Origin of the sequence: Nesterenkonia populi (assembly GCF_007994735.1) — a bacterium.
GTDB lineage: Bacteria > Actinomycetota > Actinomycetes > Actinomycetales > Micrococcaceae > Nesterenkonia > Nesterenkonia populi.
On the sequence record NZ_VOIL01000001.1, the window covers coordinates 1,640,667 to 1,661,997 of the forward strand.

Below are 21,331 nucleotides of genomic sequence, written 5' to 3' on the forward strand. Positions count from 1 at the left end.
CGGCCTCTCAGTCGTAGATGGCCGTGACCGGCCACAGCAGGTCGGGGGAGGCGGCCAGGTCAAAGATGAGGATCTCGCCGTCCTCGGCGGCCGCCTGCACCTGCCACATGGGCCGGTCCAGCAGGTGAGCTGACTTTCCGGCCGGGGCCCGGCGGGCGGTCTCCCACCAGGCCCACCGGTCTATCCACGGGATGGGGCGCGCGCAGACCCGGAAGCGCCGTCCGGCGTACTCGAACTCCGCGGGGGCGCCGGAGGCGCTGGTGCGCACGGCCGCCATGGGCTGCTGGGCCTGCGAGTCCGGAACGGCAGTCATAGGAACATCTCCATCGTCGAACATAGTTTCGAATAGAGAGTGTAAGACCTTCGCCTGACATCCGAACAGGCACGGCCTGCCCCTGCGCATAGGGTGGGTTCATGCATGCCGCCCCTGCCGAAGATCAGCGCACTGCCCGCCGGGTCCCCGAGGCCCTGGATGCCGCCCAGCAGCTGGAGCGCTGGCCGGACTTCCGCGCGGATCTGGAGCGGATCCGGTTCTCCCCGTACTTTTCGCGGCTCTCCGCCGTCACCCAGGTCATCTCTCAGACCGGGGCGGGCATGGCGATCCACAACCGGCTCACCCATTCCCTGAAGGTCGCGGCGGTGGCCCGGGCGATCGCCGTCGGACTCTCCGCAGAAGGGGGCCGCACCGGTGAGCTGCTGGACTCCCTCGGCGGCTGCCATCCGGTGGTGGTGCAGGCGGCGGCCTGCGCCCATGATGTGGGGCACCCGCCCTTCGGGCACCTGGGGGAGCAGGCCTTGGACCGTTTGGCCAGGGAGCACTTCGGGCTGGCAGAGGGGTTCGAGGGCAACGCCCAGTCCTTCCGGATCCTCACCCGGCTGGACGAGTACGACCGCGACGGCGCGGGCCTGAACCTCACCGCGGCGGTGCGCTCGGCCGTGCTGAAGTACCCGTGGATCCGGGCTGAGGGCATCGGCCGGCCGGGCGGCCCGGAGACCCCGCGCGGGCTCTCTCCGGACCCCGGCGGCGGGGGCGCCCGCAAGTTCGCCGTCTATACCCTGGACCTGCACAGCATGCACGAGGCCCGGGCGGCCTATCCGAGCATCAGCCAGCACCAGCAGACCGTGGAGTGCTCGGTGATGGACACCGCCGACGACATCGCCTACTCCCTGCATGACCTGGATGACTTCTACCGGGCGGGGCTGCTGAACCAGACAGCGATCTCCGCGGAGTTCGGGGCCTGGAAAGAGGCGCGCGGGGAGCTCTGCGCCGCTGCTGAGGCCGAGCTGCGGCGGAGCGCCCGCACCCCGGGGCACTCCCTGGAGCTGCTGTGGCGGCAGCTGCAGCGCAAGGACCCGTGGATCGCTGACGCTGAGGCGTTCCTCCACGCCGTCGAACGTGTCTCCGAGGGCGTGGTGGAGGGGCTGCTGATGTCTCCCTTCGACGGGTCCCGGGAGGCGGAGCGTGCCCTGGCGACCTTCACCGCCGGGTGGATCAACCACCTGCAGAGCTCTGTGGAGCTGCACGCTGAGCCGCACATCCGCTCCGGGCACGTCAGCCTCAACCAGCAGGCCTGGCACGAGGTGGCGGTGCTGAAGTTCCTTCACCAGCGGTTCATCCTCGGCCGGGCAGACCTCACCGTCTACCAGCGAGGCCAGGCCCGCCTCATCGAACGTCTGGTGCTGGGATTCTCCGCCTGGCTGGAGGATGAGGACGATGCCCGGCGCGCTCCGCGCCGGCTGCTGGACCTGGTGGAGCTGGCCGCCGAGGACATGCTTGCGCTGCGGAAGGAATCCCCGGAGCTGCTCGACGCCGCCGATGAGCCCACTCTGATGCGCAAGGCTCAGGGCCGCGGCATCATCGACTATGTCGCCTCCCTCACCGACGCGCAGGCGACCTCGTTGGACGGGCTCCTGGCCGGGACCTCCGAGCGCCTCTGGGACGCCGGGCAGGGGCTGTAGGGCTCAGCCGAGCCGCTTCAGCAGCCTCCGCACCGCTTCGCGCCCTGCCCGGTTGGCGCCCACCGTGGACTGCGAGGGCCCGAATCCGATGAGGTGGATGCGCGGATCGGCCCGGACCTCGGTGCCGCGGACCGCGACCCCGCCCTGCTCATTGACGAGGTTCAGCGGTTCCAGGTGGGCCAGGGAGGGGCGGAAGCCGGTGGCCCAGAGGATGGTGTCCACTGTGGTGAGGCTGCCGTCGGCCTCCCGCACCCCTCGGGGCTCGATCCGGGCGAACATCGGCCTGCGGCTGAGGGCTCCGCGCGCGGCGGCGTCCCGGGCGTAGGGGGTCCACACCAGCCCGGTGTAGGAGACGATGCTGCGGGCGGGCAGTCCTGCCTCAGCCGCGGCGGTGACTTTCTCGATGGTCTGCCGGCCCTCCACCTCTGGGCGGAAGCCTTCCTCCTGGAAAACGGGCTCCCGGCGGGTGTACCAGAAGGTGGCGGCGGTGCGGGAGATCTCCGCCAGCAGCTGCACCGCGGAGATGCCGCCGCCGACGACGGCGACCCGGCGGCCGGCCAGATCCTCCGCAGAGACGTAGTCCCGGGTGTGCAGCTGCCGGCCCCGGAAGCTGTCGCTGCCGGGGAGCTCCGGCAGCACCGGGCTGCTCCAGGTGCCGGTGGCGTTGATGACGGCCCGTGCGGTCCAGGTGCTGTCATCAGTGCGCACTGTCAGCTCGCCGCTGTCTGCTTCGCTCACACTGTGCACCTGCACGGGCCTGCGGATCGGCAGGCCCATGGCGCGTTCGAAGTCGGCGAAGTATCGGGGAACGGCGGTGCGGCTGGGCTCGGCGTCGTCGATCGGGGGTTTGGGGAGCCCGGGCAGGTCGAAGATTCCGTTGATGGTCTCCATGCGCAGCGATTCCCACCGGTGCTGCCAGGCCCCGCCGGGGGAGTGTTCGGCGTCGAGCATGACAAACTCCAGGCCGCTGCGCTGCAGGTGGTATCCGGCAGAGAGCCCAGCCTGCCCGGCCCCGATCACGGCAACATCGACGCGGCGCTGCATCACTGCCCGGGGCTCGCCTCGGGCCGCTCGCCGATGTCCTGGGGCTCAGCGGCCATGGTGCCTGCTCAGGTGGGTGCCGGTCAGCGAGTCTTCTGCGGCGAGGAGGTCGGTCGGGGTGCCGGAGAAGACGACCCGGCCGCCGTCGTGCCCGGCCCCGGGGCCGACGTCGATGATCCAGTCCGCCCGAGAGATCACGTCCAGACTGTGCTCAATGACGAGCACAGTGCGCCCGGCCTCCACGATCTTCTCCAGCATGCTGATGAGCCGGTCGGTGTCAGCCATGTGCAGGCCGGCGCTGGGTTCGTCCAGGATGATGGTCGCCGCCTCGGATCCGATCTCGACGGCCAGCCTGAGGCGCTGGCGCTCGCCGCCGGAGAGGGTGCTCAGCGGCTGGCCGAGGGTGAGGTATCCGAGCCCGACCTCCGCCAGGCGGGTGAGGATCTTCTGGGCGGCCGGGATGCGTGCCTCAGTCCTGCCGTCGGCTTCGCCGCTGAAGAAGGTCAGCGCCTCCTCCACGGGCATGGCCAGCACTTCGGCGATGTTCCTGCCGTCCAGCCGGTACTCGAGCACCGCGTCCTGGAAGCGGCGGCCCTGGCACTCCTCGCAGACGGTGGAGAGCCCGGAGATGATGCCGAGGTCCTGGTGGATGACCCCGGCGCCGCAGCAGTGGGGGCAGGCGCCCTCGGAATTTGCGCTGAACAGGGCGGGCTTGACCCCGTTGGCCTTGGCGAAGGCTTTGCGGATGGGATCCAGCAGCCCGGTGTAGGTGGCCGGGTTGGAGCGGCGGGAGCCGCGGATGGGCGTTTGGTCGACGGCGACCACTCCCTCCCGGCGGGCGAGGGAGCCGTGGATCAGTGAGCTCTTGCCGGAGCCGGCCACACCGGTGACGGCTACGAGCACCCCGGTGGGGACGTCGAGGTCGATGTTGCGCAGGTTGTGGGCGCTGGCGCCGCGGATCTCCAGGGCGCCGGTGGGGGTGCGGGGCGTGTCCTTGAGCTGCTGGCGGGTCTCCAGGTGCTGGCCGGTGAGGGTGTTGGAGGCCCGCAGCCCGGGGCAGTCGCCGGTGTAGACGATCTCGCCGCCGTGGCTGCCGGCAGCCGGGCCCATATCCACGATGTGATCGGCCACGGCCATCACCTCGGGGTTGTGCTCGACGACGAGGACGGTGTTTCCTTTGTCCCGCAGCTTCAGCAGCAGCTCGTTCATGCGGGCGACGTCGTGCGGGTGCAGCCCGACGGTGGGCTCGTCGAAGACGTAGGTGACATCGGTGAGTGAGGAGCCCAGGTGGCGGACCATCTTCACCCGCTGCGCCTCGCCCCCTGAGAGTGTGCCGGAGGCCCGGTCCAGGGAGAGGTAGCCCAGGCCGATGGTGACGAAGTTCTGCAGGGCCTCGCGGAGGGAGGCCAGCAGCGGCTCAGCTCCGGCCAGGCCCTCGGCGGCAGGGTCGAGGTGCTCGAACCAGGCGGCGAGGTCGCTGATCTGCACGGCGCAGAGGTCGGCGATGCTGCGGCCGGCGATCATGGAGGCGCGGGTCTGCTTGCTCAGCCGGGTGCCGCCGCAGTCGGGGCAGTCGGCGAAGGTCACTGCCCGGTCCACGAAGGCCCCGATATGCGGCTGCATCGCGTCGCGGTCCTTGGACAGGAAGGACTTCTTCACCGTTGGGACCAGGCCCTGGAAGGTCATGTTGGTCCCGGCGATGTTCACCTTGGTGGCCTCGCGGTGGAAGAGGTCTTCACGCTCCTGGTCGGTGTAGTCACGGATCGGCTTGTCGGGGTCGAAGAACCCGGATTCGGCGTAGAACCGTACGGACCAGCCGCCGGGCTTGTAGCCGGGGATGGTGATCGCGCCTTCGTTGAGGGATTTTGTCTCATCCGCCAGCTGGGAGAGGTCGATCTGGTTGACCTGTCCGCGGCCTTCGCAGCGCAGGCACATTCCGCCGGTGACGCTGTAGCCGGCAGACTCCTCAGTGCCGTCGGCTTTGGTGCGGGTTCCTGAGCCGTAGGAGGAGGCCACGTTGAAGGAATAGGCCATCGGGGATCCCAGCTGCGGCCGGGCATACCGGCTGAAGAGGATCCTCAGCATGGAGTTCACATCGGTTGCGGTTCCCACCGTGGAGCGCGGATTGGCGGCCATTCGCTCCTGATCGATGATGATCGCCGCGGTCAGCCCCTCCAGGACCTCGACCTCCGGGCGGGACATCGAGGGCATGAACCCTTGGATGAAGGCGTCATAGGTCTCGTTGATCAGCCGCCGGGACTCGGCAGCCACTGTGCCGAAGACTAGGGAAGACTTTCCGGACCCGGAGACACCGGTGAACACGGTCAGCCTTCGCTTGGGGATGTCGACGTCGACCCCGCGCAGGTTGTTCTCCCGGGCACCGCGGACCTGGATGGATTCGGAGATGGGGGCGGCGGCTGCTGCTGAAGGCATGGGACTCCCAGTGATCAGGGCGGGCAGGGTCAGGCGGTTCGACGGGTCAGCTGCGCATCCAGGCCGTCGAGGATGAGCTGGAGGCCGAAGTCGAAGGTCTCTTCCCATGTGCCGTCGAAGGTGTCCTCGGGGAGCTGCGCCATGGCGGGGAAGCGTCCGGAGGTCATGGCTTGGCTGAGCCATGGGAGCTGATAGCTCCAGAACTCCTCGTCGGTCATGTCTGACTCGGAGGTGGCGTTGAGCCAGAGCAGCTCCTGGCGCACTGTCCCTTGCACATATGAGTCCACCACTGTGGCCAGGTGCATCTTCTCCTGGTCGCGCAGCGGGAGGTCTTTGATGCCGGTGAGGAACAGGTCCAGGTCCGCCACGCTGTGGGGGCCGAGCACCGGTCGGCTCCAATTCGCCTGCAGGGCCCAGGGGTGCTCCAGATACATGCCCCGAGCTTCGTAGGCGGTGGTGGTCAGAAACTGCCGCCAGCCTTGGGCCGGAGCGGTGCGCCGGGCGTATGAAGGTCCCACCACCGCGTCGACCATCAGATGGATCAGCTCGGTCTTGGAGGGCACGTAGCGGTAGAGCGACATGGTGCCGACGCCGAGCTTCTGAGACAGCTTCCGCATGGAGAGCGCTTCCAGGCCGTCGTTGTCGGCCAGCTCGATCCCGGCGGAGACGATCTGGCTCAGTGTGAGCTTCGGCTTGGGTCCCCTCTCGGGCTCTGGGAGGCCTTCCCAGAGGAGCTGGAGGCTCTTGGCCAGCGGGTTCTGCTCGCTCATCGATGCTCCTGATCTCTGCTGCTTGTCCTCTGCGGACACTGTACGCTACAGTTCTGCGTGCATCGTACGACGTACAACGTACTTGATAATTTTGAAAGGCTCAGCGATGACGTCAGAACCAGCTGTCCAGGCCTCCGGCCTGGTCAAGCGATATAAGAGCAAGACCGCCCTCGACGGGGTCGACCTTGAGGTGCCCCGCGGGACTGTGCACGGTCTGCTCGGCCCCAACGGTGCGGGCAAGACCACTGCTGTGCGCATCCTCTCTACGCTCACCGGGGCCGACGGCGGCAGCGCCCGTGTGGCCGGCTTCGACGTGGCCCGGCAGCCCAGGGAGGTCCGGCGCCGCATCGGGCTGACCGGTCAGCAGACAGCTGTGGATGACTTGATGACCGCCCGGCAGAACCTGGTCATGTTCGGCAGGCTCTTCCGGCTGGACAAGGGGGCGGCCCGCCGGCGCGCCGACGAGCTGCTGGAGATCTTCGGCTTGGCCGAGGCCGCCGGCCGCTCGCCGAAGAAGTTCTCCGGCGGCATGCGCCGTCGGCTGGACCTTGCCGCTTCGATGATCCTGGCCCCGGAGGTGCTCTTCCTGGACGAGCCCACCACCGGCTTGGACCCGGCAGGACGGCGCGAAGTCTGGGAGGCGGTGCGGAGCATGGCTGCCTCAGGCACCACGGTGCTGCTGACCACCCACTATCTGGATGAGGCGGACAAGCTCTGCGACAGGATCAGCGTGATCGATCAGGGGAGGAACTACATCGAAGACACCCCCGCAGGGATGAAGCGCAGAATCGGCGACGAGCGCCTGGAGATCGTCGCTGCGGACCCGGCAGAGCTGAGCGCCCTGACAGATCTGGTGAGGCGTGCGCTCAGCGTCGAGCCCTCCGCTGAGGAGGCTGGCGCCAGTGTGAGCGTCCCGGTGGCTGACGGGGTCTCTGCCCTGACCGCCGTCGCCGTGGAGATCAGAGCAGCGGGAATCGACGTCGCCGACATCGGCCTGCGCCGCCCCACCCTGGATGAAGCCTTCCTGCACCTGACCGCAGCAGCGGCGAAGACCCCCGAGGAGACAGTATGAGCACCCGCGCACAGCAGGAACAGACCCCGCAGCAGAAGGGAGCTGCCCAGGAGAGCGCATTGTCGCGAATGCTGTGGGCGGCACGGGACTGCTGGACCATCGTGCTGCAGGAGCTGACCCACCTGCTGCGCCAGCCCTCCACCTTCGCCTGGCAGATCGGCTTCCCCGTGGTCATGGTGCTCATGTTCGTCTACGTCTTCGGCTCCGCGATGGACGTCACCGGTCAGGGCGCCGGCGAAGGGTATGTGGACTTCGCCATGCCCGGGATGTTCGCCATGACGATGGCCCTGGGCTTCATGGACACCGCCTACGCCATCACCCACAACAAGGAGAAGGGCTTCATGGACCGGTTCAGGTCTATGCCGATGGCTGTCTCCGCTCCGGTGACCGGCCGAGCGCTCTCCGATGTCATTCGGGCTGCCTTGGACCTGGCGATCATCGCCGGCGTGGCGCTGCTCGTCGGCTGGCGATCCGGCGGAAGCCTCACTGCGACCCTGCTCGCCTTCGCACTGCTGCTATGGCTGCGGCTCGCTTTGATATTCGTGGGCATCTGCCTGGGTCTGTGCATCAGGAACACAGAGACCGCCGGGATGCTGTTCGCCGTGGCGTTCCCGCTGGGGTTCATCTCCTCAGTCTTCACCCCGCCGGAGATGATGCCCGGATGGCTCGGGTCGATTGCGGCCTGGAACCCGGTGTCCTCCACTGCCACAGCGATCCGCGAACTCTTTGAGACTCCAGGGATCGAGTCTCTGGAGCCCTCCTACTGGATCGACGGCCATGCGGTGGCGGCTGCGATCATCTGGCCCGCAGCGATCATGGCGGTCTTCGTTCCCCTGGCCGTCCGCCAGTTCCAGAACCTCAGCAGGTAGCCGGTCCCCGTCAGGGGCGGGCCGAGTGCGCAGGCGCTCTGCGGCGGCGCTCACCCCAGAAGAAGCTCGGCCAGGGCCGCATCCATCTCGGCGAGCGCCTGGATGTCATAGGTGGAGGCGGAGGCCATGACCTCCGCCGCGCCGGTCCGCTCGAGAAGCTCCTCCAGCTGAGGCTCGACGGCGCTCGCCGGCCCTGCGAGGGTCCGTTCCACGGATTCCTCGATGCGTTCTGCGGTGCGGCGGCTCCACTGCTGAGCGCGGATGTCTTGGGGTGCTTCGAGGGGACCGAACTCTCCGGTCTCTCGGGAGCGGGCCATGGCCCAGATCTCCGGGAGGGCGAGCTCCTGGGCCTCTTCAGCGGTGTCGGCGAGATAGATGTCCAGGGAGACGGTGACCCGGGGGCTCTCGGCGTGTGGGCTGGGCCGGAAGTTCCTGCGGTAGTCGCGGAGCATCTCTGTCAGCTCGGGCTTCTGGAGGACGGGCCCGCCGACGATGACGGGCAGGCCCAGTGTCGCTGCGGTGCTGATGCCCTGTCCGGTGGCCAGCAGGAACATGGGCGGAGCCTGTTCGGTGACGGGCCGGGCAGTGATCTCGGCGGTGCCGCTCAGATAGTCGCTGAGCTCTCGGAGGTCGGCTTCGAAGTCGGCGAGCTCACTGGACTCCTGGCGGAGGGCGCGCCGCACTGGGGGAGTGAAGCCCAGGGACCGGCCGAGCCCCAGGTCGATGCGTCCCGGGTGGAGCCCCTCGAGCATGAGGAACTGTTCGGCGACCACCAGGGGCTGATGGTGGGGGAGCATGACCCCTCCGGAGCCGATTCTGATGCGTGAGGTGCGTGCCGCGGCCGCGGCCATCAGGACAGCTGGGGCGCCGGTGGCCACGCCGGGCACCGCATGATGCTCCGCGGTCCAGAGCCGGTGGTAGCCGAGCTCTTCGGCGCGGACGGCACGCTCAACGGTATGGTGCAGCGCCTCACCCTCGGCATAGCCCACCCGCGTCCGGGACCGGTCAAGAAGAGAGAGCTTCACGTCTGGGGCAACCTGTCCAGCACACCAGATGTTCCGAGAGTTCACGCGCTGCCCTTCTGCAAGCCTCAGGCCTTGATTGATATACATCAAGCCTTTAGACTTGATCTATGTTTGTAGTGACGGCTGACCAGCATCGGAGCAGACAGGCGGGAGATAAAGTCTCGGGCCTGCTTGAGGAGCTTGGTCCCTGGTTCAGCGCGCACGCGGAGTCGATCGTCCTGCCGATGGAGCGGACGGTGGGGGACGAGGTTCAGATTCTGCTGGACGACGCTGACGCCGCACTGGACCTCGCCCTGCGGCTGATGCGTCTTGAGGAGTGGGCGGTAGGAGTCGGCGCCGGTCCGGTGGAGGAGCCGTTGGGGCCCAGTGCGAGGCAGAGCAGCGGCGAGGCTTTCTTCCATGCCCGGGAAGCGGTGGAGCGCGCACGAGGCAGAGCAGAGCCCGTGCCCCTTGTGATCAGAGGAGCTGCGGAGTCGGCCGCCGGTGAGGCCACCGCCGTGGCTCAGCTGGTGGGTGCGATCCTGCGGCGGCGCTCTGCAGAAGGGTGGCAGGTTGCCGATGGGCAGGCCCAGGGAAAGCTGCAGAAGCAGATCGCTGAGGGGCTGGGCATCAGCCCCCAGGCAGTCGGCCAGCGTGCCCGGGCCGCCCTCATCGAGGAGGAGCAGCGAGTCCGGCCGGTCGCTGCCCGGCTCCTCCGCGAAGCGGCAAGCAGCGGCTGAGCGCCGTGGCGCTTGTCATAGGGCTCAGCCATGATGGTCACGTGGAGATTCTGATCACTGCTGCAGTCGCGCTGAGTGCGTTGGCGATTTCTGCCCTTGTAGGCATCGCTGTGGTCGGCGGGCTGCTGCGGTGGGTGGAGCCGACCGGCTCCGGGCCGGGGGTGCTGCGCGGCGGCACCTGGATCGGCGTCCTGGAGCGTCTTGCGATCACGGGGTCGGCGATGGCCGGGCACCCTGAGGCGATTGCCATCGTGCTTGCGGTCAAGGGCCTGGGTCGGTACCCGGAGCTGAGAGCGGCCAGAGCCGAGCATCGGGCGAAGGCCACCGAACGGTTCATCATCGGCACCCTGGCCAGCTACATCTGGGCCGGATTGCTGGGGGCCCTGGGCTCGTGGGCTCTGAACCTCCTGGTCTTCTGAGCTGCGATGAAACACCTGGCGATTGGTCTGCTGGCCATTGATGCGCCCTACAAGCGGATCCTAGTGGGGTCTAACATGGCGGCGACATCCTCCAGCGAAGTAACCACAGCATCGGCGCCAGCGGCCGTCAAGGTTTCCGCGTCCACGGCTGAAGCTGGGCCGATGACATACCCACCGGCGGCTTTGCCTGCTCAGCACGCCGTCACAGTCGAAGATCATGGCATCGAACGGCCCTCCAAATGGCATAGCTGATCCCTCCACTGTCCTGCGTTCTGCGGCTACCAAGTGCCGCCGCGGAGGTCGATGTCTCCGTCAGGCCATTCCGCGATGGCGCGTGCGGCAGCGCAGATGAGGATCGGGGCGGTGTCGGACTCGACGACCGTTGACGGGTCGAGGCGGGAAAGGTGGCGTTCGAGAGCGTGGATGCGGTGCCATCCTGCGGCCTCGTAGAACGGGACCACGGCGGGGCGGCAGCCGAGATACCCGAACTCAACCCCTGGCGTGTGTCGCATGGCTTCCTGGGCCCGGTGCAACATGTGCCGCCCGAGACCCGAGCCTCGCGTCTCCGGGGCTACCAGGACGCCCCCGGTCCCGGCAATGGTCACATCCTGCTCGCCGACGGCGATGGTCCTTGGTTGGAAGCCCACATGCCCCCGCAGCTCCCCGGCCTGAAACGCCATGACGTGGACCTCAGCAGGCGAGTACCCATAAGGGCCGTCAGGGGTCCACGGACCGTATTCAGCAAAGTATTCACGGTCGAAGAGCACCCGCAGCCGGTCGAGATCCTCGCCGGTCAGGTGATGGTGCGCGGTCACACGGAAATCCAGTGTCATCACCTTTGATGCTCCCACGAGTTGAGGCGCAGGCGTCGCCCGAGGAAGGCGGCGACGGGCACTACAGTCTCTGGCTGCACGGGGCCGGTCAGCAGTGGTCGTGACGGCTCAGGTGTTGGGCATAACGGGGTCAATGCGGATGATGAACGGGGTACGGGCCAGCCGCCCCAGGAACACAGCGACGCGATGTGCTGTTCTCCGTTGAACTGTTCACAGACGAAGGAGAGATACGTGACGTTGGTTTCCGCATACGTAGCAGAGTCCGCTGAAGCACCCTTGGCGCCAGGTACGGTCGAGCGCCGCGAACCGGGCGAGTACGACGTCCAGATTGAGATTCACTGGGCTGGGATCTGTCACTCGGACATCCACACCGTCCGCGGCGAATGGGGGCCGGTGCCCTACCCGCTCACCGTGGGGCACGAGATTGCCGGTGTGGTCACCGCGGTGGGGGAGAAGGTGACCCGCCACCAGGTCGGCGACCGTGTGGGTGTGGGCTGCATGGTCAACTCCTGCCGCGAATGTGAGGCCTGCCGGGCCGGGTTCGAGCAGCACTGTGAGAAGGGCATGGTCGCCACCTATGCCTCCCCGGACCAGGACGGCAGCGTCACCCAGGGCGGCTATGCCAGCGGCATCGTCGTCACTGAGGACTTTGTGCTGAGCATCCCGGACTCGCTTCCCTTTGAGGAGACGGCTCCGCTGCTGTGCGCCGGCATCACCACCTACTCCCCGCTGAAGCACTGGGACGTCGGCCCCGGCAAGAAGGTCGCCGTGGTCGGCATGGGCGGCCTGGGCCACATGGCTGTGAAGATCGCTCACGCCATGGGCGCGGAGGTCACTGTGCTCTCCCAGACCCTGAGCAAGAAGGAGGACGGGCTGCGCTTCGGTGCGGCTGACTACCGCGCCACCAGCGATCCGGCAACGTTCGAGGACCTGCAGGGACAGTTCGACCTGATCCTCAACACTGTCTCCGCCAGCGTTGACCTCAACGCCTTCCTCCAGATGCTTCGCTTCGACGGCGCGCTGGTCACCGTGGGCGTTGCGGACCAGCCGCTGAGCATCGAAACCATGGCCCTCTTCGCCAACCGGCGGAAGGTCGCCGGCTCTCTGATCGGCGGCATCGCTGAGACTCAGGAGATGCTGGACTTCTGCGCCCAGCACGGCATCACCCCGGAGGTGGAGATCATCGACGCCTCCCAGATCAACGAGGCGTGGGAGAAGGTGCTGTCCTCCAAGGTCCGCTACCGGTACGTCATCGACACCTCCACCCTGCCCGCTGTCTGAGCAGGCGTTCAGCCACGTGAACGGCGCCGTGCCCTGCCCGAGCGGTGGGACACGGCGCCGTTTACTAGAGTGTTCCCCGTGACTGAGAACAACACTTCCTCCAGCTCTGCAGGCGACCAGACCCCCGGAGGCGACTGGTCCGGGCGGATGGTCTGGATCGACTGTGAGATGACCGGCCTCGTTCCCGAGAGGGATGTGCTCCTTGAGGTGGCCGCCCTGGTCACCGACTCGGAGCTGAACATCCTCGGCGAAGGCGTCCAGGCGGTCATCAAGCCTGAGCCCGGTGCACTGGATGCCATGGGGTCCTTCGTGCGGAGGATGCACACGGACTCTGGTCTGCTGGATGAGCTGGAGGACGGCCTGAGTCTCGAGGAGGCGGAGGACCGGGTGCTGAAGTACGTGAAGGCGTGGGTGCCGGAGGCCAACGCTGCGCCGCTGGCCGGCAACTCCGTCCACGCGGACAAAGCATTTCTGCGCCTGGGGATGCCGCAGCTGATGGAGCACCTGCACTATAGGATCATTGATGTCTCCACCATCAAGGAGCTCGGTCGCCGTTGGCACCCCGAGCAGTTCCGGGGCCGCCCGGAGAAGACCGGCAACCATCGGGCCCTGGGTGACATCAAGGACTCCATCGACGAGCTGAAGTACTATCGGCAGTTCATGTTCCGGCAGGCCTGAGCTGCTAAGCAGGCCTCGCAGATCGGCCACAGCCCGCCGATGTGCCGGATCGGCTTCCAAGTTGTATGATGTATTGGTTGCTTTTCGAGGGAATTCCTCAGAGAGCATCATGGTGGGTGTAGCTCAGCTGGTAGAGCATCGCGTTGTGGTCGCGAGGGTCGCGGGTTCAAGCCCCGTCACTCACCCAGGCAACATTGCCCCCGGCTTTCGAGTCGGGGGCAATGTTTTTCGCATATTTCCTGGTCAGCCCGCAATTCGACAGTGGTGCATATCGGTGATCGACTGCCACGACTGCTCACTAGAACCCCGCCAAGTCGGTATCCCGCAGCTGAGCTTCGTCAAAGAAGGCACCCGGGAGTCGTTATTCCTCGGATAGCGATGGCCCTCGCAGCTCATCTACTTCCGCCGCAGACGTCTCGGCGTCAACTCGTCCAGCCTGGCGGTGACCGCAACGATGTAGTTGTCCTCGTGGGTGCTGAGGGGGCGGAGATCAACCTTCTCACTCGGGATATTCATTTCTTGGTCGTTCTGGGAGGGTGGCTGTTCCCATGCGTTGTGCATGGCACCGCCAGCGATCTTGCGCATTTCCGAGAGAAGATCTGCATACGCTTTCCCGACCGCAGGGCTCTCAAACTGGGTCCAGGCTCGGTAATAGCTCAGCTTGCTCTGGATCGCGTTGAGCTCGGCCGAGAGGCGTGCTCGTTCTTCGGACTCTTGGTCATAGCGTCGGCGCCGGATGGCGTAGGGGAACTCTTTGTAGGCGGCGTAGGAGGCGAATGCCTCGGCAAACGACTGGCGTAGCCGGGTTCGTTCGGCTTCTTGGCTGCGGTGGTTTTCGAGCCAGCGGTTCTGGATGAAGGTTACGAAGGCCGCGACGACGCCGCTGGTCAGGATCACCGCGAGGACCGGCCCGAGGAATGGGGTTATAGCTTCAATGTTCATTCGGAACTCTTTTGCGGATCGGGATCATTCTCTGGGTCGCGCGCATCGTGGCGGACTTCCGGGCCGATCCATTCACCGGTCGAGCGATACCACTCTTCGCGGATCAGATGCGCGGCGATGTTTGCGACAAGAGCGGCCGCGCCATCGGCGTGGGTCCATCTTTGCTCGGGTGGGTCATCGGGATACCACATGCAAAGGGTTCCGTCCGAGTACCGATGAGGGGAATCTGAGGGGCCGTCAACGTTCACCTTTGGCACGGTCGGTGCACCCCGGGAGAACGTGATGCTGACTTGCCGCGTGGGGATCCCGAGGGGGGCCAGCGTGACCGATACGCTGAACCCGCCCGGGTGGGTGCTGCTCTTGACTTGGCGAGTGCCGGAGATGCCGGCGAGTTCACGTAGAAAGAGGATTCGACCGACTGGTTTGTCGAACCAGAGCGGAGGTCGCCAGTTGCCCCGCATCTCATCGAGGCCCGCCGTAGGCGCGGTATGCGGCTCCCGTGGTCGCGGCCACTCCGACACCGAGGGCGGACGCCGTGACAGTGCGGTTGGTGCGCAGGAGCGTCGCCGCCTCCTTGAGCGACGAAGTCGCGGGCGCATCGATGTAATTACGGAACACGATGCTCATCGCGTCTCGGATCTCGTCCTCGTCGTCGGAGGCGATAGCCTTCGCCATCTGATCGGCGGCCTTCCGCAGCCGCTTGGACATGCGCTCTGCGTCGATCAGCAGCTTCAGGTTAGGTGACACACCAGCGGGGTCCCTCGTAGCAGCGCCGGCCTCTAGGCGAGCGGCAGCCTTGTCGAAAAGAGTCCACAAACCCTTCGCAACTCCCTGGCCATTTTCGACGAATTCGTAGGCCCAGACGGAGATCTCGAACGAGGATGTTCCCGGGGTGGTGTACTGCTTGTTCCATGCCTTCGCCAGCCGAATGATCTTGCGGCGGGTAGAACGGAAACCGGGTAGGTCGCCATTGAGCAGTGCAGCGTGCTTCTCAGGATCGGAGGGCTCCCAGGTTCCCTTTTCGAGGTTGGGGATCCAGATGCCGGCGCCCTGCTTCCGGTTCATGGCCACGACCAGGTCGACAGTGGGGTCGTCGTCGCCGACGGGCTGACCGAAGTAGACCTTGGGGCCACGCTTAGAGGTGTGCATGGTCGCATTCGGGTAGATTTTGCGGATGCGGGGGCGGAGGTGGTCGATAAGGTCATCCACTACGTCGCCTGGCGCTTCTCCCCTGCCTTCGGGGCCCAGGGCTGGGTAGTAGTTGCGGTTGAGGACTATCCCGCCGTCGCCGTCGGTGACGGGCTCATTCATGGTGTGGACGGCAAGGGAGCCGCTGGGGTAAGTGCGAAGAGCTCCATGGAAGGAAGAGGCAGAGTCGCGCACGAGCTGCAGGCGCGTGCGGGCCTCTGCCAGTGCTGTCGGTTTCGCTTCGATCTGGGCGCGGACCTCGTCGAGGAGGTCGTCGAGTACGGACATTTTCGGTAACCAATCTGCCGCGACCGCTAGTGCGGTCGGTGGTCGTGCGGCAACGTGGCCCACCATCGCATCGGCGCAAGCTCCCGAGTTGAGCTTTGCCGGGCGTTGGCACTAGAGTCGAGTGAATTCCTACCAAGAATGCACGGGACTCTGTTGGGCCGGTGATCTATCAGCGGTCGCTGACAGAGTTTTTGTGTTAGTGACGGTGATGAACCTGTCTCCCGTTCGATATATGCTGATGGCTCCTTTCGCACTGGAATACTACGGAGTCGATGCGTTACATCTCGTCCCTCCGATTTTTGCTTGATTTCTGCGTAGGTGCATTGCTACGGCGGGAACTATCACTTGACCTGACCGCGCGGTGCTGAACAGCGGCCCCGTGCTCCTGCTCGGCAGCGAATTTGCGTGCCCTCTTGCGTTCACGTGTCATGCGCTCGACCTTCTCGCGGTCGAGTCGCACCCCGACCTGAGGATCCCGCATGGCAGCCATGTCCTCACCCTCGACATCGTTGGGCCCGTAATCACGAACCTCAGCTGCATGCGCTAGTCGGTTGCGGACTGCGCTCGTCGAGCTGACGCCCCGGCGAAGCGTGTAGGTGCCCGTTTCCTCGTCCCGTTCGACGCCGTTGTCTACCTCTTCAGCGAGCCGGCGAAGGGCCATATCGTATGCAGCGACGCCCGATTTCATCTCGGTGTTTACCATGTCGTGTTGAACGAGGTAGTCGTAGATGCGGCGCGGCGTCATCGCGAGGCCCGGGCGGCGACTGAGGACGTGAAGCACCGCGTCACGGGGACGCAAGTTAGCGATGAACTCATGTGGAGAATTGGAGCCGTGCAGGGTTTCTTGTCGCGAACTTTCGATACCAAGGTCGACACCCGCCGCGTTAAGCAAACCCGTAAGTCCATCAACCACTTGTTCAAGATGAGCCACCTGTACACGAGCGTCCGAAAGCTCCCGTTTCGCAACTACGAGCATTTCAGCGGCGGCATCGGTATCCACGGCTTCTCCTTTAGGGTCTCAATCTTCATCCCAGTGTATCAGGTAGTTGTTGGAACTATAACAACGGTTGTTTGTTTTATGCGAACGTATAGGACGCCGCCCTGAGTTTCGCCGTATAACCTTCTTCCCCCGCATTCGCAGACCAGAAAGGGCGTGCAAGTTCTTCCGTGTGGCGTTGTCGAAGGCGGCTCGGAGGTATTTCTCTGTGACGCCGTGAATGCCAGGGTCTCAGTCGGCACCCCTAACCGCGCGCAGGGCAGGTGTGATGTTGGGTCCTATGGGTCCAGTCACAGGACCTTGAGTTCCTCCGCCTCGCTGAAGCAGGGCTTCACCAGGACATCATCGACCGGCGGGTCAGAACGGATACCTTTGCGGCTCTTGCACCTGGCGAACATCACGAGCTCAACGCTGATAGCGGCACAGCTACTAGATAGTGCAAGCACCCATGGGATAGCCGGCTACTTTCGCTTCGTCAGCCAGATAGCGATACAGAATTCAGGGTTGACTCGGTGGGCGCTGGTCAGGGCGTTGAGTCAACAAGCCTCAGCGGCTTCTCTTCGGTGATGGGGTTGGCGGGCGATCTTCAGCACCCGACACATCACCGAGACCGAAACACCGTCTTCAGCGAAATCGCCTACGAGCGGCTACTTCATTTGGGTGGGATATGGGCCTGTATAAAGTAGGTAGCAGCCCGCCGCGTTACTGATCTTGTATTCCTTGCCAGGCCAGCAGGAAGGCGTCAATTATCATTAGCGGTTGATGCATGCGCAGCAACAACTGCGATTCGACTTTCCCGGAGACTAGCCGAAATGAAATTCTTCACGTCTTGGACTGAGACACCGCTGCTTCCCACCCAGCCCTTCTTGACTAGATCGGCGAACTGATCGTTACTTAACCATCGCCCGAGGTTCTTGTGGGTGACAGCCGCTCCTCCCCGCGGCCCAACAAGTTGGCCAACGTCGTGCAAACGTTTAAGCAGTTCGGACGGCACATACAGCCCTCGGGTGAGATCGCTCTCCTTTAGAGGCGAAGCAACAGGGTAGGCGAACTTTGTGAAGGTTGACCCAGCACCGAGACGGAACGCGGCGGGGTCTGTCGTGCTGGCGAATTTCCGACCGAAAGAGTCGAACCGCACCATCCTCTTCAACTGATCGGGAAGTCGAGCATCTATAGCTGCGATGCGGGTACCTCCATTCGTTTCCATACGCTTGTACTGCACTAGTACAAAGCAGTCGTAGTTACGGCTGAGGTAGACGAGATCCACGCCCGTAGCGGACTCGACCGTCGTAGCGTTTACGTTCATAACGTCCAGCCTTTGCTCTCCATCAGTGAACGAGTAGAGATCCTCCCGCACAGGCTTTCCCCCCATGTTGGGAAAGCTTCGAAGGTCATTGTCAATGAGGCTGGCTTCCGTCGGCTGGAGTTGCAGTTCAACTAGTGGACTCTCCCCTGGCAGCGGCGCCTTACGCATCGACGAGAGTGCCATGTCGCTGAACATGAGGGCTGTCCCAACCGCGTTGGTGTGATCCCGCCGAATCTCATCCTCAACCCGTGCCAGCATCCACTCCGGGGTGCCGCCGGTGGACGGCCACTCTCCGGGTTCGATCCGAGAACGGATCGCCTCACGGAGTTTGGTCGAAGCGGCACCAGGCAACGGTCCACCTCGCCTGCGTGATGCTGCTCGCCGTATGACATCGCTCGCGCTCCCCAAGTCCGTGCTGAGGTCGGTCAGCTTGATAGGAACACCGATCGCCCGTGCGGCGCTCAAGACCCATGTAGAGTCGAGATTGGTTCGCGCTGGTCCGGCTTTCACCACGCCCAGATGCGAGATCGCCGGATTCCTTCGATCGTCCTGCGTAACAATTACAGCGATGCGTCCGAAGCCAGGGCTTTCTGTTTCCCGGTCGACCGCGAAACTGACCGTGCTGCGGTCACGCTCTTCCTGTTCCGCGAGTTCTTCTCTCGACATCACGACGATGTGGAGACGACTGGCGGCGGAGGACATACCAGTCATTTTTCCACTTCATGAGTCCACTAATGCTGGGCGGATTCCAGCGGTCGTTGCAACAGCGGGTGATTAGTACGTGAGGATGAGTTCTTTCATCTTCTCCGCCGGGGTGTTCCAATCTAGTGTTTCACGAGGCCTGCCATTGAGTAGGTGAGCGACATGCTCGAGGTCCTCGGGTCCGTGGACTGCGAGGTCACTGCCCTTAGGGAAGTACTGACGCAGCAGCCCGTTGGTGTTCTCATTGGAACCTCGCTGCCATGGGCTAGCCGGGTCGCAGAAGTAGATCGGCAGTTCAGCGGCCAGGGTGATCTTATGGTGTTCTGCCATCTCGGATCCTTGGACCCAGGTCAGGGAGCCACGCAAATGGGCTGGCAGGGTCAGCATCTGCTGGGTCAGTGCCTGTGCGACGCTGACTGCAGTGTGATCTGTGGGCAGGTGACAGAGCATCAGGAACCGGCTCTTGCGCTCCACCAGGGTGGCGATCGCTGATCGGTTCCCGGCACCCATAATGAGGTCGCCTTCCCAATGGCCAGGCACTGCCCGTTCCTCGATCTCGGCGGGTCGATCACTGATCATGATCATCTCCTGGCCCAACTGGCGGGGTTTGCGCTGCTGACCTTGGGGCTTACGGCGGGCTCTGCCGGTACGCAGGGCAGTCTGGACTTCCTTCTTCAGCCCGCCGCGGGCCTGCAGGTACAACGCTTGGTAGATCGTCTCGTGACTCACACGCATCTCCAGCTGGTCAGGGAACTCTTTGACCAGGGTGGCACTGATCTGTGCTGGTGACCACTGCAACCCCAGCCTCTCCTGGACCCAATCACGCAGCGGGGAAACCTCCAGGAGTTTGGGCTGTTTCGGGCGCGCCCTACGGGTCACAGCCAGCCGTTGAGCACCATAAGGCAGATACCGGCCATACGGGTCACTGTTACGGGCGATCTCTCTGCTGATCGTTGAAGCCGGCCGACCCAACTCTGCGCCGATTTTCCGCAACGAGGCCCCAGACTGCTGCAGATCTTTGATCCGTTCTCGCTCCAGCACAGAGAGGAATCGGGAAGAGATCTGGTGATCTGTGCTGATCACGGTGATGGTGTCCATGTCCTGGTTATATGCCGTCGATCGACGTGCTCGCCGCAGCGACGCGATGGACCCAGGGCTCCGAAGCTGTTTATCCCATTTATGGCCAGCTCCCCGGCTGACACCTACTGCCTTGGCCGCAGCAGTGACACTGGCCCCGGCCTGGCGAAGCTGATGGTACCGATCCCGTCCTGGATACGGGGGTCGACCCATCGGCACTTGAGTTTTCGAGGAGGCCTCTGCGCTTTCCCAATGTAACCACTTCGCTGCGGTCGATACGGCAAAGCCCAGCTGCTGGGCGGCCTGCCGTACAGTCATGCCCTGATCCACCAGCTGCCTGTATGCCAGTCGATCCTCCGGGGTATACCGACGCACCTGCCTTCGGGACTTTCCGGTATGTTCCATTGCAACTCCTGAAATTCAGGCTGTTGCAACCACCACTAGATTCCGCCCGGGGTGTTTTTCGTTGGAGCGGACCACGCATCAGTCGGCTTTGCATTGATGAAACCGATACCGAGGCGGCTCATGCGCTGATCAATCGTGCTCGCACAAACGGAATCGGACAGCTGGTAGCCGTCACTCATGCTCAGAACGTGGCCTCTCAGGCAACGTCCCCGGCGCGTGGGGCCGCGCGCCGGGGACGTTGCACCAAGGCTGGCGTTCAGGAGTCCGTTGTCTTTTCGACGGGAATCCAAAGCTCATATCGCCCGTGTGTCTGCTCATCATCGGCGAACTCCGTGACGACCAGCTCCGGGCCGGTGACGCTCTGGTACGGGTTCGCGGGGAACCACTCTCCGAATGCCTTCGGCCAGAGCTCTTGCAGTGCATCGGGGAACGCCCCGTTCGACTCCAGGACAAGCCACGTCAATGCAGGCACATCGAGTCGGTCGAGGTCGCCCGGAACCGGCCCGCTCGTCGCAGCCGCGATGTAGTAGTCGAGCTCAGTACCTTCCTCACGCGACGGCGAGATCGCGTCATGGACGCTGAGCGCGCCCGCGGGCTCCTGGTCCGACAGGTCAGCGATTCGTGCCCACTGCTCGTCGCTGATCTTCTCGATGAACTCTGCTGCGGTCGGGTTCACCCCCTCATAGATGAGCGGGATGCGGGTACGCAGGCCCGCCAGCGTGAACGCACCTTTCTCTATGATTCGGTATTTCATGGTCGTACTCCCTTCGATAGTGATGGTGAAGGTGAGCCTCGGCTGCAACCGGAGAACGACTCCCGGACGACGCGCGCCCTCGGGGCCGACCCCATGGACAGTTTTGAACGCGCGTGAGAATGCATCTGCAGACCTGTATCCGAACCGGATCGCCAGATCCTGCAACGCTTCCTGTCCGGAAGCGACCGATGCGGCCGCGAGGGTCATTCGACGCCGCCGCACGTACTCCGAGAGCGACATGCCCGCCAGAGTGGAGAACACCCGGCGGAAATGGTGCTCGGACATCAGCGCGATCTGGCTCGCGCGACGCACATCGACCTCGCCCTCAAGTTGCTGCTCCACCGATGCCATCGCCTCGTTCAGCCGCTCCATGCTCACCTTCCTTCCACTTCGACACTACGGAAGCGCAAGAGGACAGGTCCGATGATCCATGCGCGCGAATGTCGTACGTGTTAAGCAGTACTCCACGCACTGAGGACGGAGACGAATCGACGTCAACCCCGCAAGACACGCCTATGCGTGCGGCTCAGTCGTCGAGCCGTCAGGCTCGGGGGTGTTTTTCGTGGTGTCGGT

The 21,331-nt window shown here is 64.7% G+C and carries 20 protein-coding genes and 1 tRNA gene; 8 read left to right on the top strand and 13 right to left on the bottom strand.

The window, feature by feature from the left end:
• Positions 1-7: 7 nt before the first annotated feature.
• Entirely contained in the window at positions 8-313 is a 306-nt protein-coding gene (locus FWJ47_RS07540) for a DUF6504 family protein (RefSeq protein ID WP_147106332.1), read from the bottom strand.
• Positions 314-414: 101 nt separating this feature from the next.
• Between FWJ47_RS07540 and FWJ47_RS07545 the strand changes: the two genes are divergently transcribed.
• Positions 415-1,959: a deoxyguanosinetriphosphate triphosphohydrolase family protein gene (locus FWJ47_RS07545; protein WP_147106335.1), complete on the top strand. Its 1,545-nt coding sequence runs from the start codon at positions 415-417 to the stop codon at positions 1,957-1,959.
• Between the two features lie 3 nt (positions 1,960-1,962).
• On the opposite strand, the gene FWJ47_RS07550 is transcribed toward FWJ47_RS07545, so the two are convergent.
• From FWJ47_RS07550 to FWJ47_RS07560, 3 genes are read right to left on the bottom strand one after another with little or no spacing between them, the layout of a single operon-like run.
• Positions 1,963-3,003, bottom strand: a complete 1,041-nt coding sequence (locus FWJ47_RS07550) for an FAD-dependent oxidoreductase (protein ID WP_147109138.1) — start codon at positions 3,001-3,003, stop codon at positions 1,963-1,965.
• Positions 3,004-3,048: 45 nt separating this feature from the next.
• Positions 3,049-5,433, bottom strand: a complete 2,385-nt coding sequence (locus FWJ47_RS07555; RefSeq protein WP_147106342.1) for an ATP-binding cassette domain-containing protein — start codon at positions 5,431-5,433, stop codon at positions 3,049-3,051.
• A gap of 29 nt (positions 5,434-5,462) precedes the next feature.
• Positions 5,463-6,203 (bottom strand): TetR/AcrR family transcriptional regulator C-terminal domain-containing protein, encoded by a 741-nt coding sequence (locus FWJ47_RS07560; RefSeq protein ID WP_147106343.1) that lies wholly within the window; start codon positions 6,201-6,203, stop codon positions 5,463-5,465.
• 106 nt (positions 6,204-6,309) lie between these two features.
• On the opposite strand from FWJ47_RS07560, the gene FWJ47_RS07565 reads away from it, so the two are divergent.
• Both FWJ47_RS07565 and FWJ47_RS07570 read left to right on the top strand, forming a co-directional pair.
• Positions 6,310-7,275 (top strand): ATP-binding cassette domain-containing protein, encoded by a 966-nt coding sequence (locus FWJ47_RS07565; protein ID WP_147106345.1) that lies wholly within the window; start codon positions 6,310-6,312, stop codon positions 7,273-7,275.
• Complete coding sequence (locus FWJ47_RS07570; protein WP_147106348.1) at positions 7,272-8,144, top strand: ABC transporter permease; 873 nt, start codon at positions 7,272-7,274, stop codon at positions 8,142-8,144. Before FWJ47_RS07565 ends, FWJ47_RS07570 begins: the two co-directional genes overlap by 4 nt.
• A gap of 50 nt (positions 8,145-8,194) precedes the next feature.
• Here FWJ47_RS07570 and FWJ47_RS07575 read toward each other — a convergent pair whose 3' ends face one another.
• Positions 8,195-9,169, bottom strand: a complete 975-nt coding sequence (locus tag FWJ47_RS07575; RefSeq protein ID WP_147106351.1) for an MsnO8 family LLM class oxidoreductase — start codon at positions 9,167-9,169, stop codon at positions 8,195-8,197.
• Positions 9,170-9,276: 107 nt separating this feature from the next.
• On the opposite strand from FWJ47_RS07575, the gene FWJ47_RS07580 reads away from it, so the two are divergent.
• Positions 9,277-9,888, top strand: coding sequence for a hypothetical protein (locus FWJ47_RS07580; RefSeq protein ID WP_147106354.1), 612 nt, complete (start codon positions 9,277-9,279; stop codon positions 9,886-9,888).
• A 41-nt stretch (positions 9,889-9,929) separates the two neighbouring features.
• On the top strand, positions 9,930-10,307 hold the full coding sequence (locus tag FWJ47_RS07585) for a hypothetical protein (RefSeq protein ID WP_342779661.1): 378 nt from the start codon (positions 9,930-9,932) through the stop codon (positions 10,305-10,307).
• Between the two features lie 278 nt (positions 10,308-10,585).
• On the opposite strand, the gene FWJ47_RS07590 is transcribed toward FWJ47_RS07585, so the two are convergent.
• Complete coding sequence (locus tag FWJ47_RS07590; RefSeq protein WP_147106357.1) at positions 10,586-11,140, bottom strand: GNAT family N-acetyltransferase; 555 nt, start codon at positions 11,138-11,140, stop codon at positions 10,586-10,588.
• A gap of 231 nt (positions 11,141-11,371) precedes the next feature.
• Here FWJ47_RS07590 and FWJ47_RS07595 point away from each other — a divergent pair, with 231 nt between their 5' ends.
• The 3 genes from FWJ47_RS07595 (at position 11,372) to FWJ47_RS07605 (ending at position 13,284) form a co-directional block, all read left to right on the top strand.
• The gene (locus tag FWJ47_RS07595; RefSeq protein WP_147106360.1) at positions 11,372-12,421 is read left to right on the top strand and encodes an NAD(P)-dependent alcohol dehydrogenase; all 1,050 of its coding nucleotides are present in this window, start codon (positions 11,372-11,374) and stop codon (positions 12,419-12,421) included.
• A 147-nt stretch (positions 12,422-12,568) separates the two neighbouring features.
• Positions 12,569-13,099 (top strand): oligoribonuclease, encoded by a 531-nt coding sequence (orn, locus tag FWJ47_RS07600; protein WP_147109145.1) that lies wholly within the window; start codon positions 12,569-12,571, stop codon positions 13,097-13,099.
• 112 nt (positions 13,100-13,211) lie between these two features.
• A tRNA-His gene (locus tag FWJ47_RS07605) sits at positions 13,212-13,284 on the top strand.
• Between the two features lie 211 nt (positions 13,285-13,495).
• Here the strand turns inward: FWJ47_RS07605 and FWJ47_RS07610 are convergent.
• The 7 genes from FWJ47_RS07610 to FWJ47_RS07640 form a co-directional block, all read right to left on the bottom strand.
• Positions 13,496-14,041 carry a hypothetical protein gene (locus FWJ47_RS07610; RefSeq protein WP_147106364.1) on the bottom strand — a complete coding sequence of 182 codons (546 nt, stop codon included), beginning with the start codon at positions 14,039-14,041 and terminating at the stop codon, positions 13,496-13,498.
• Complete coding sequence (locus FWJ47_RS12475) at positions 14,038-14,502, bottom strand: type II CBASS E2 protein (RefSeq protein ID WP_484213810.1); 465 nt, start codon at positions 14,500-14,502, stop codon at positions 14,038-14,040. The genes FWJ47_RS07610 and FWJ47_RS12475 overlap by 4 nt, the downstream gene beginning before the upstream one ends.
• A 1-nt stretch (position 14,503) precedes the next feature.
• Positions 14,504-15,517 (bottom strand): nucleotidyltransferase family protein, encoded by a 1,014-nt coding sequence (locus tag FWJ47_RS07620; protein ID WP_147106370.1) that lies wholly within the window; start codon positions 15,515-15,517, stop codon positions 14,504-14,506.
• A gap of 277 nt (positions 15,518-15,794) precedes the next feature.
• Entirely contained in the window at positions 15,795-16,517 is a 723-nt protein-coding gene (locus FWJ47_RS07625; RefSeq protein WP_147106373.1) for a hypothetical protein, read from the bottom strand.
• A gap of 739 nt (positions 16,518-17,256) precedes the next feature.
• Positions 17,257-18,522, bottom strand: a complete 1,266-nt coding sequence (locus tag FWJ47_RS07630) for a hypothetical protein (RefSeq protein ID WP_147106379.1) — start codon at positions 18,520-18,522, stop codon at positions 17,257-17,259.
• Positions 18,523-18,594: 72 nt separating this feature from the next.
• Positions 18,595-19,812 (bottom strand): IS30 family transposase, encoded by a 1,218-nt coding sequence (locus tag FWJ47_RS07635; protein WP_425466006.1) that lies wholly within the window; start codon positions 19,810-19,812, stop codon positions 18,595-18,597.
• A 448-nt stretch (positions 19,813-20,260) separates the two neighbouring features.
• Positions 20,261-21,130 (bottom strand): AraC family transcriptional regulator, encoded by an 870-nt coding sequence (locus tag FWJ47_RS07640; RefSeq protein WP_147106385.1) that lies wholly within the window; start codon positions 21,128-21,130, stop codon positions 20,261-20,263.
• Positions 21,131-21,331: the final 201 nt, after the last annotated feature.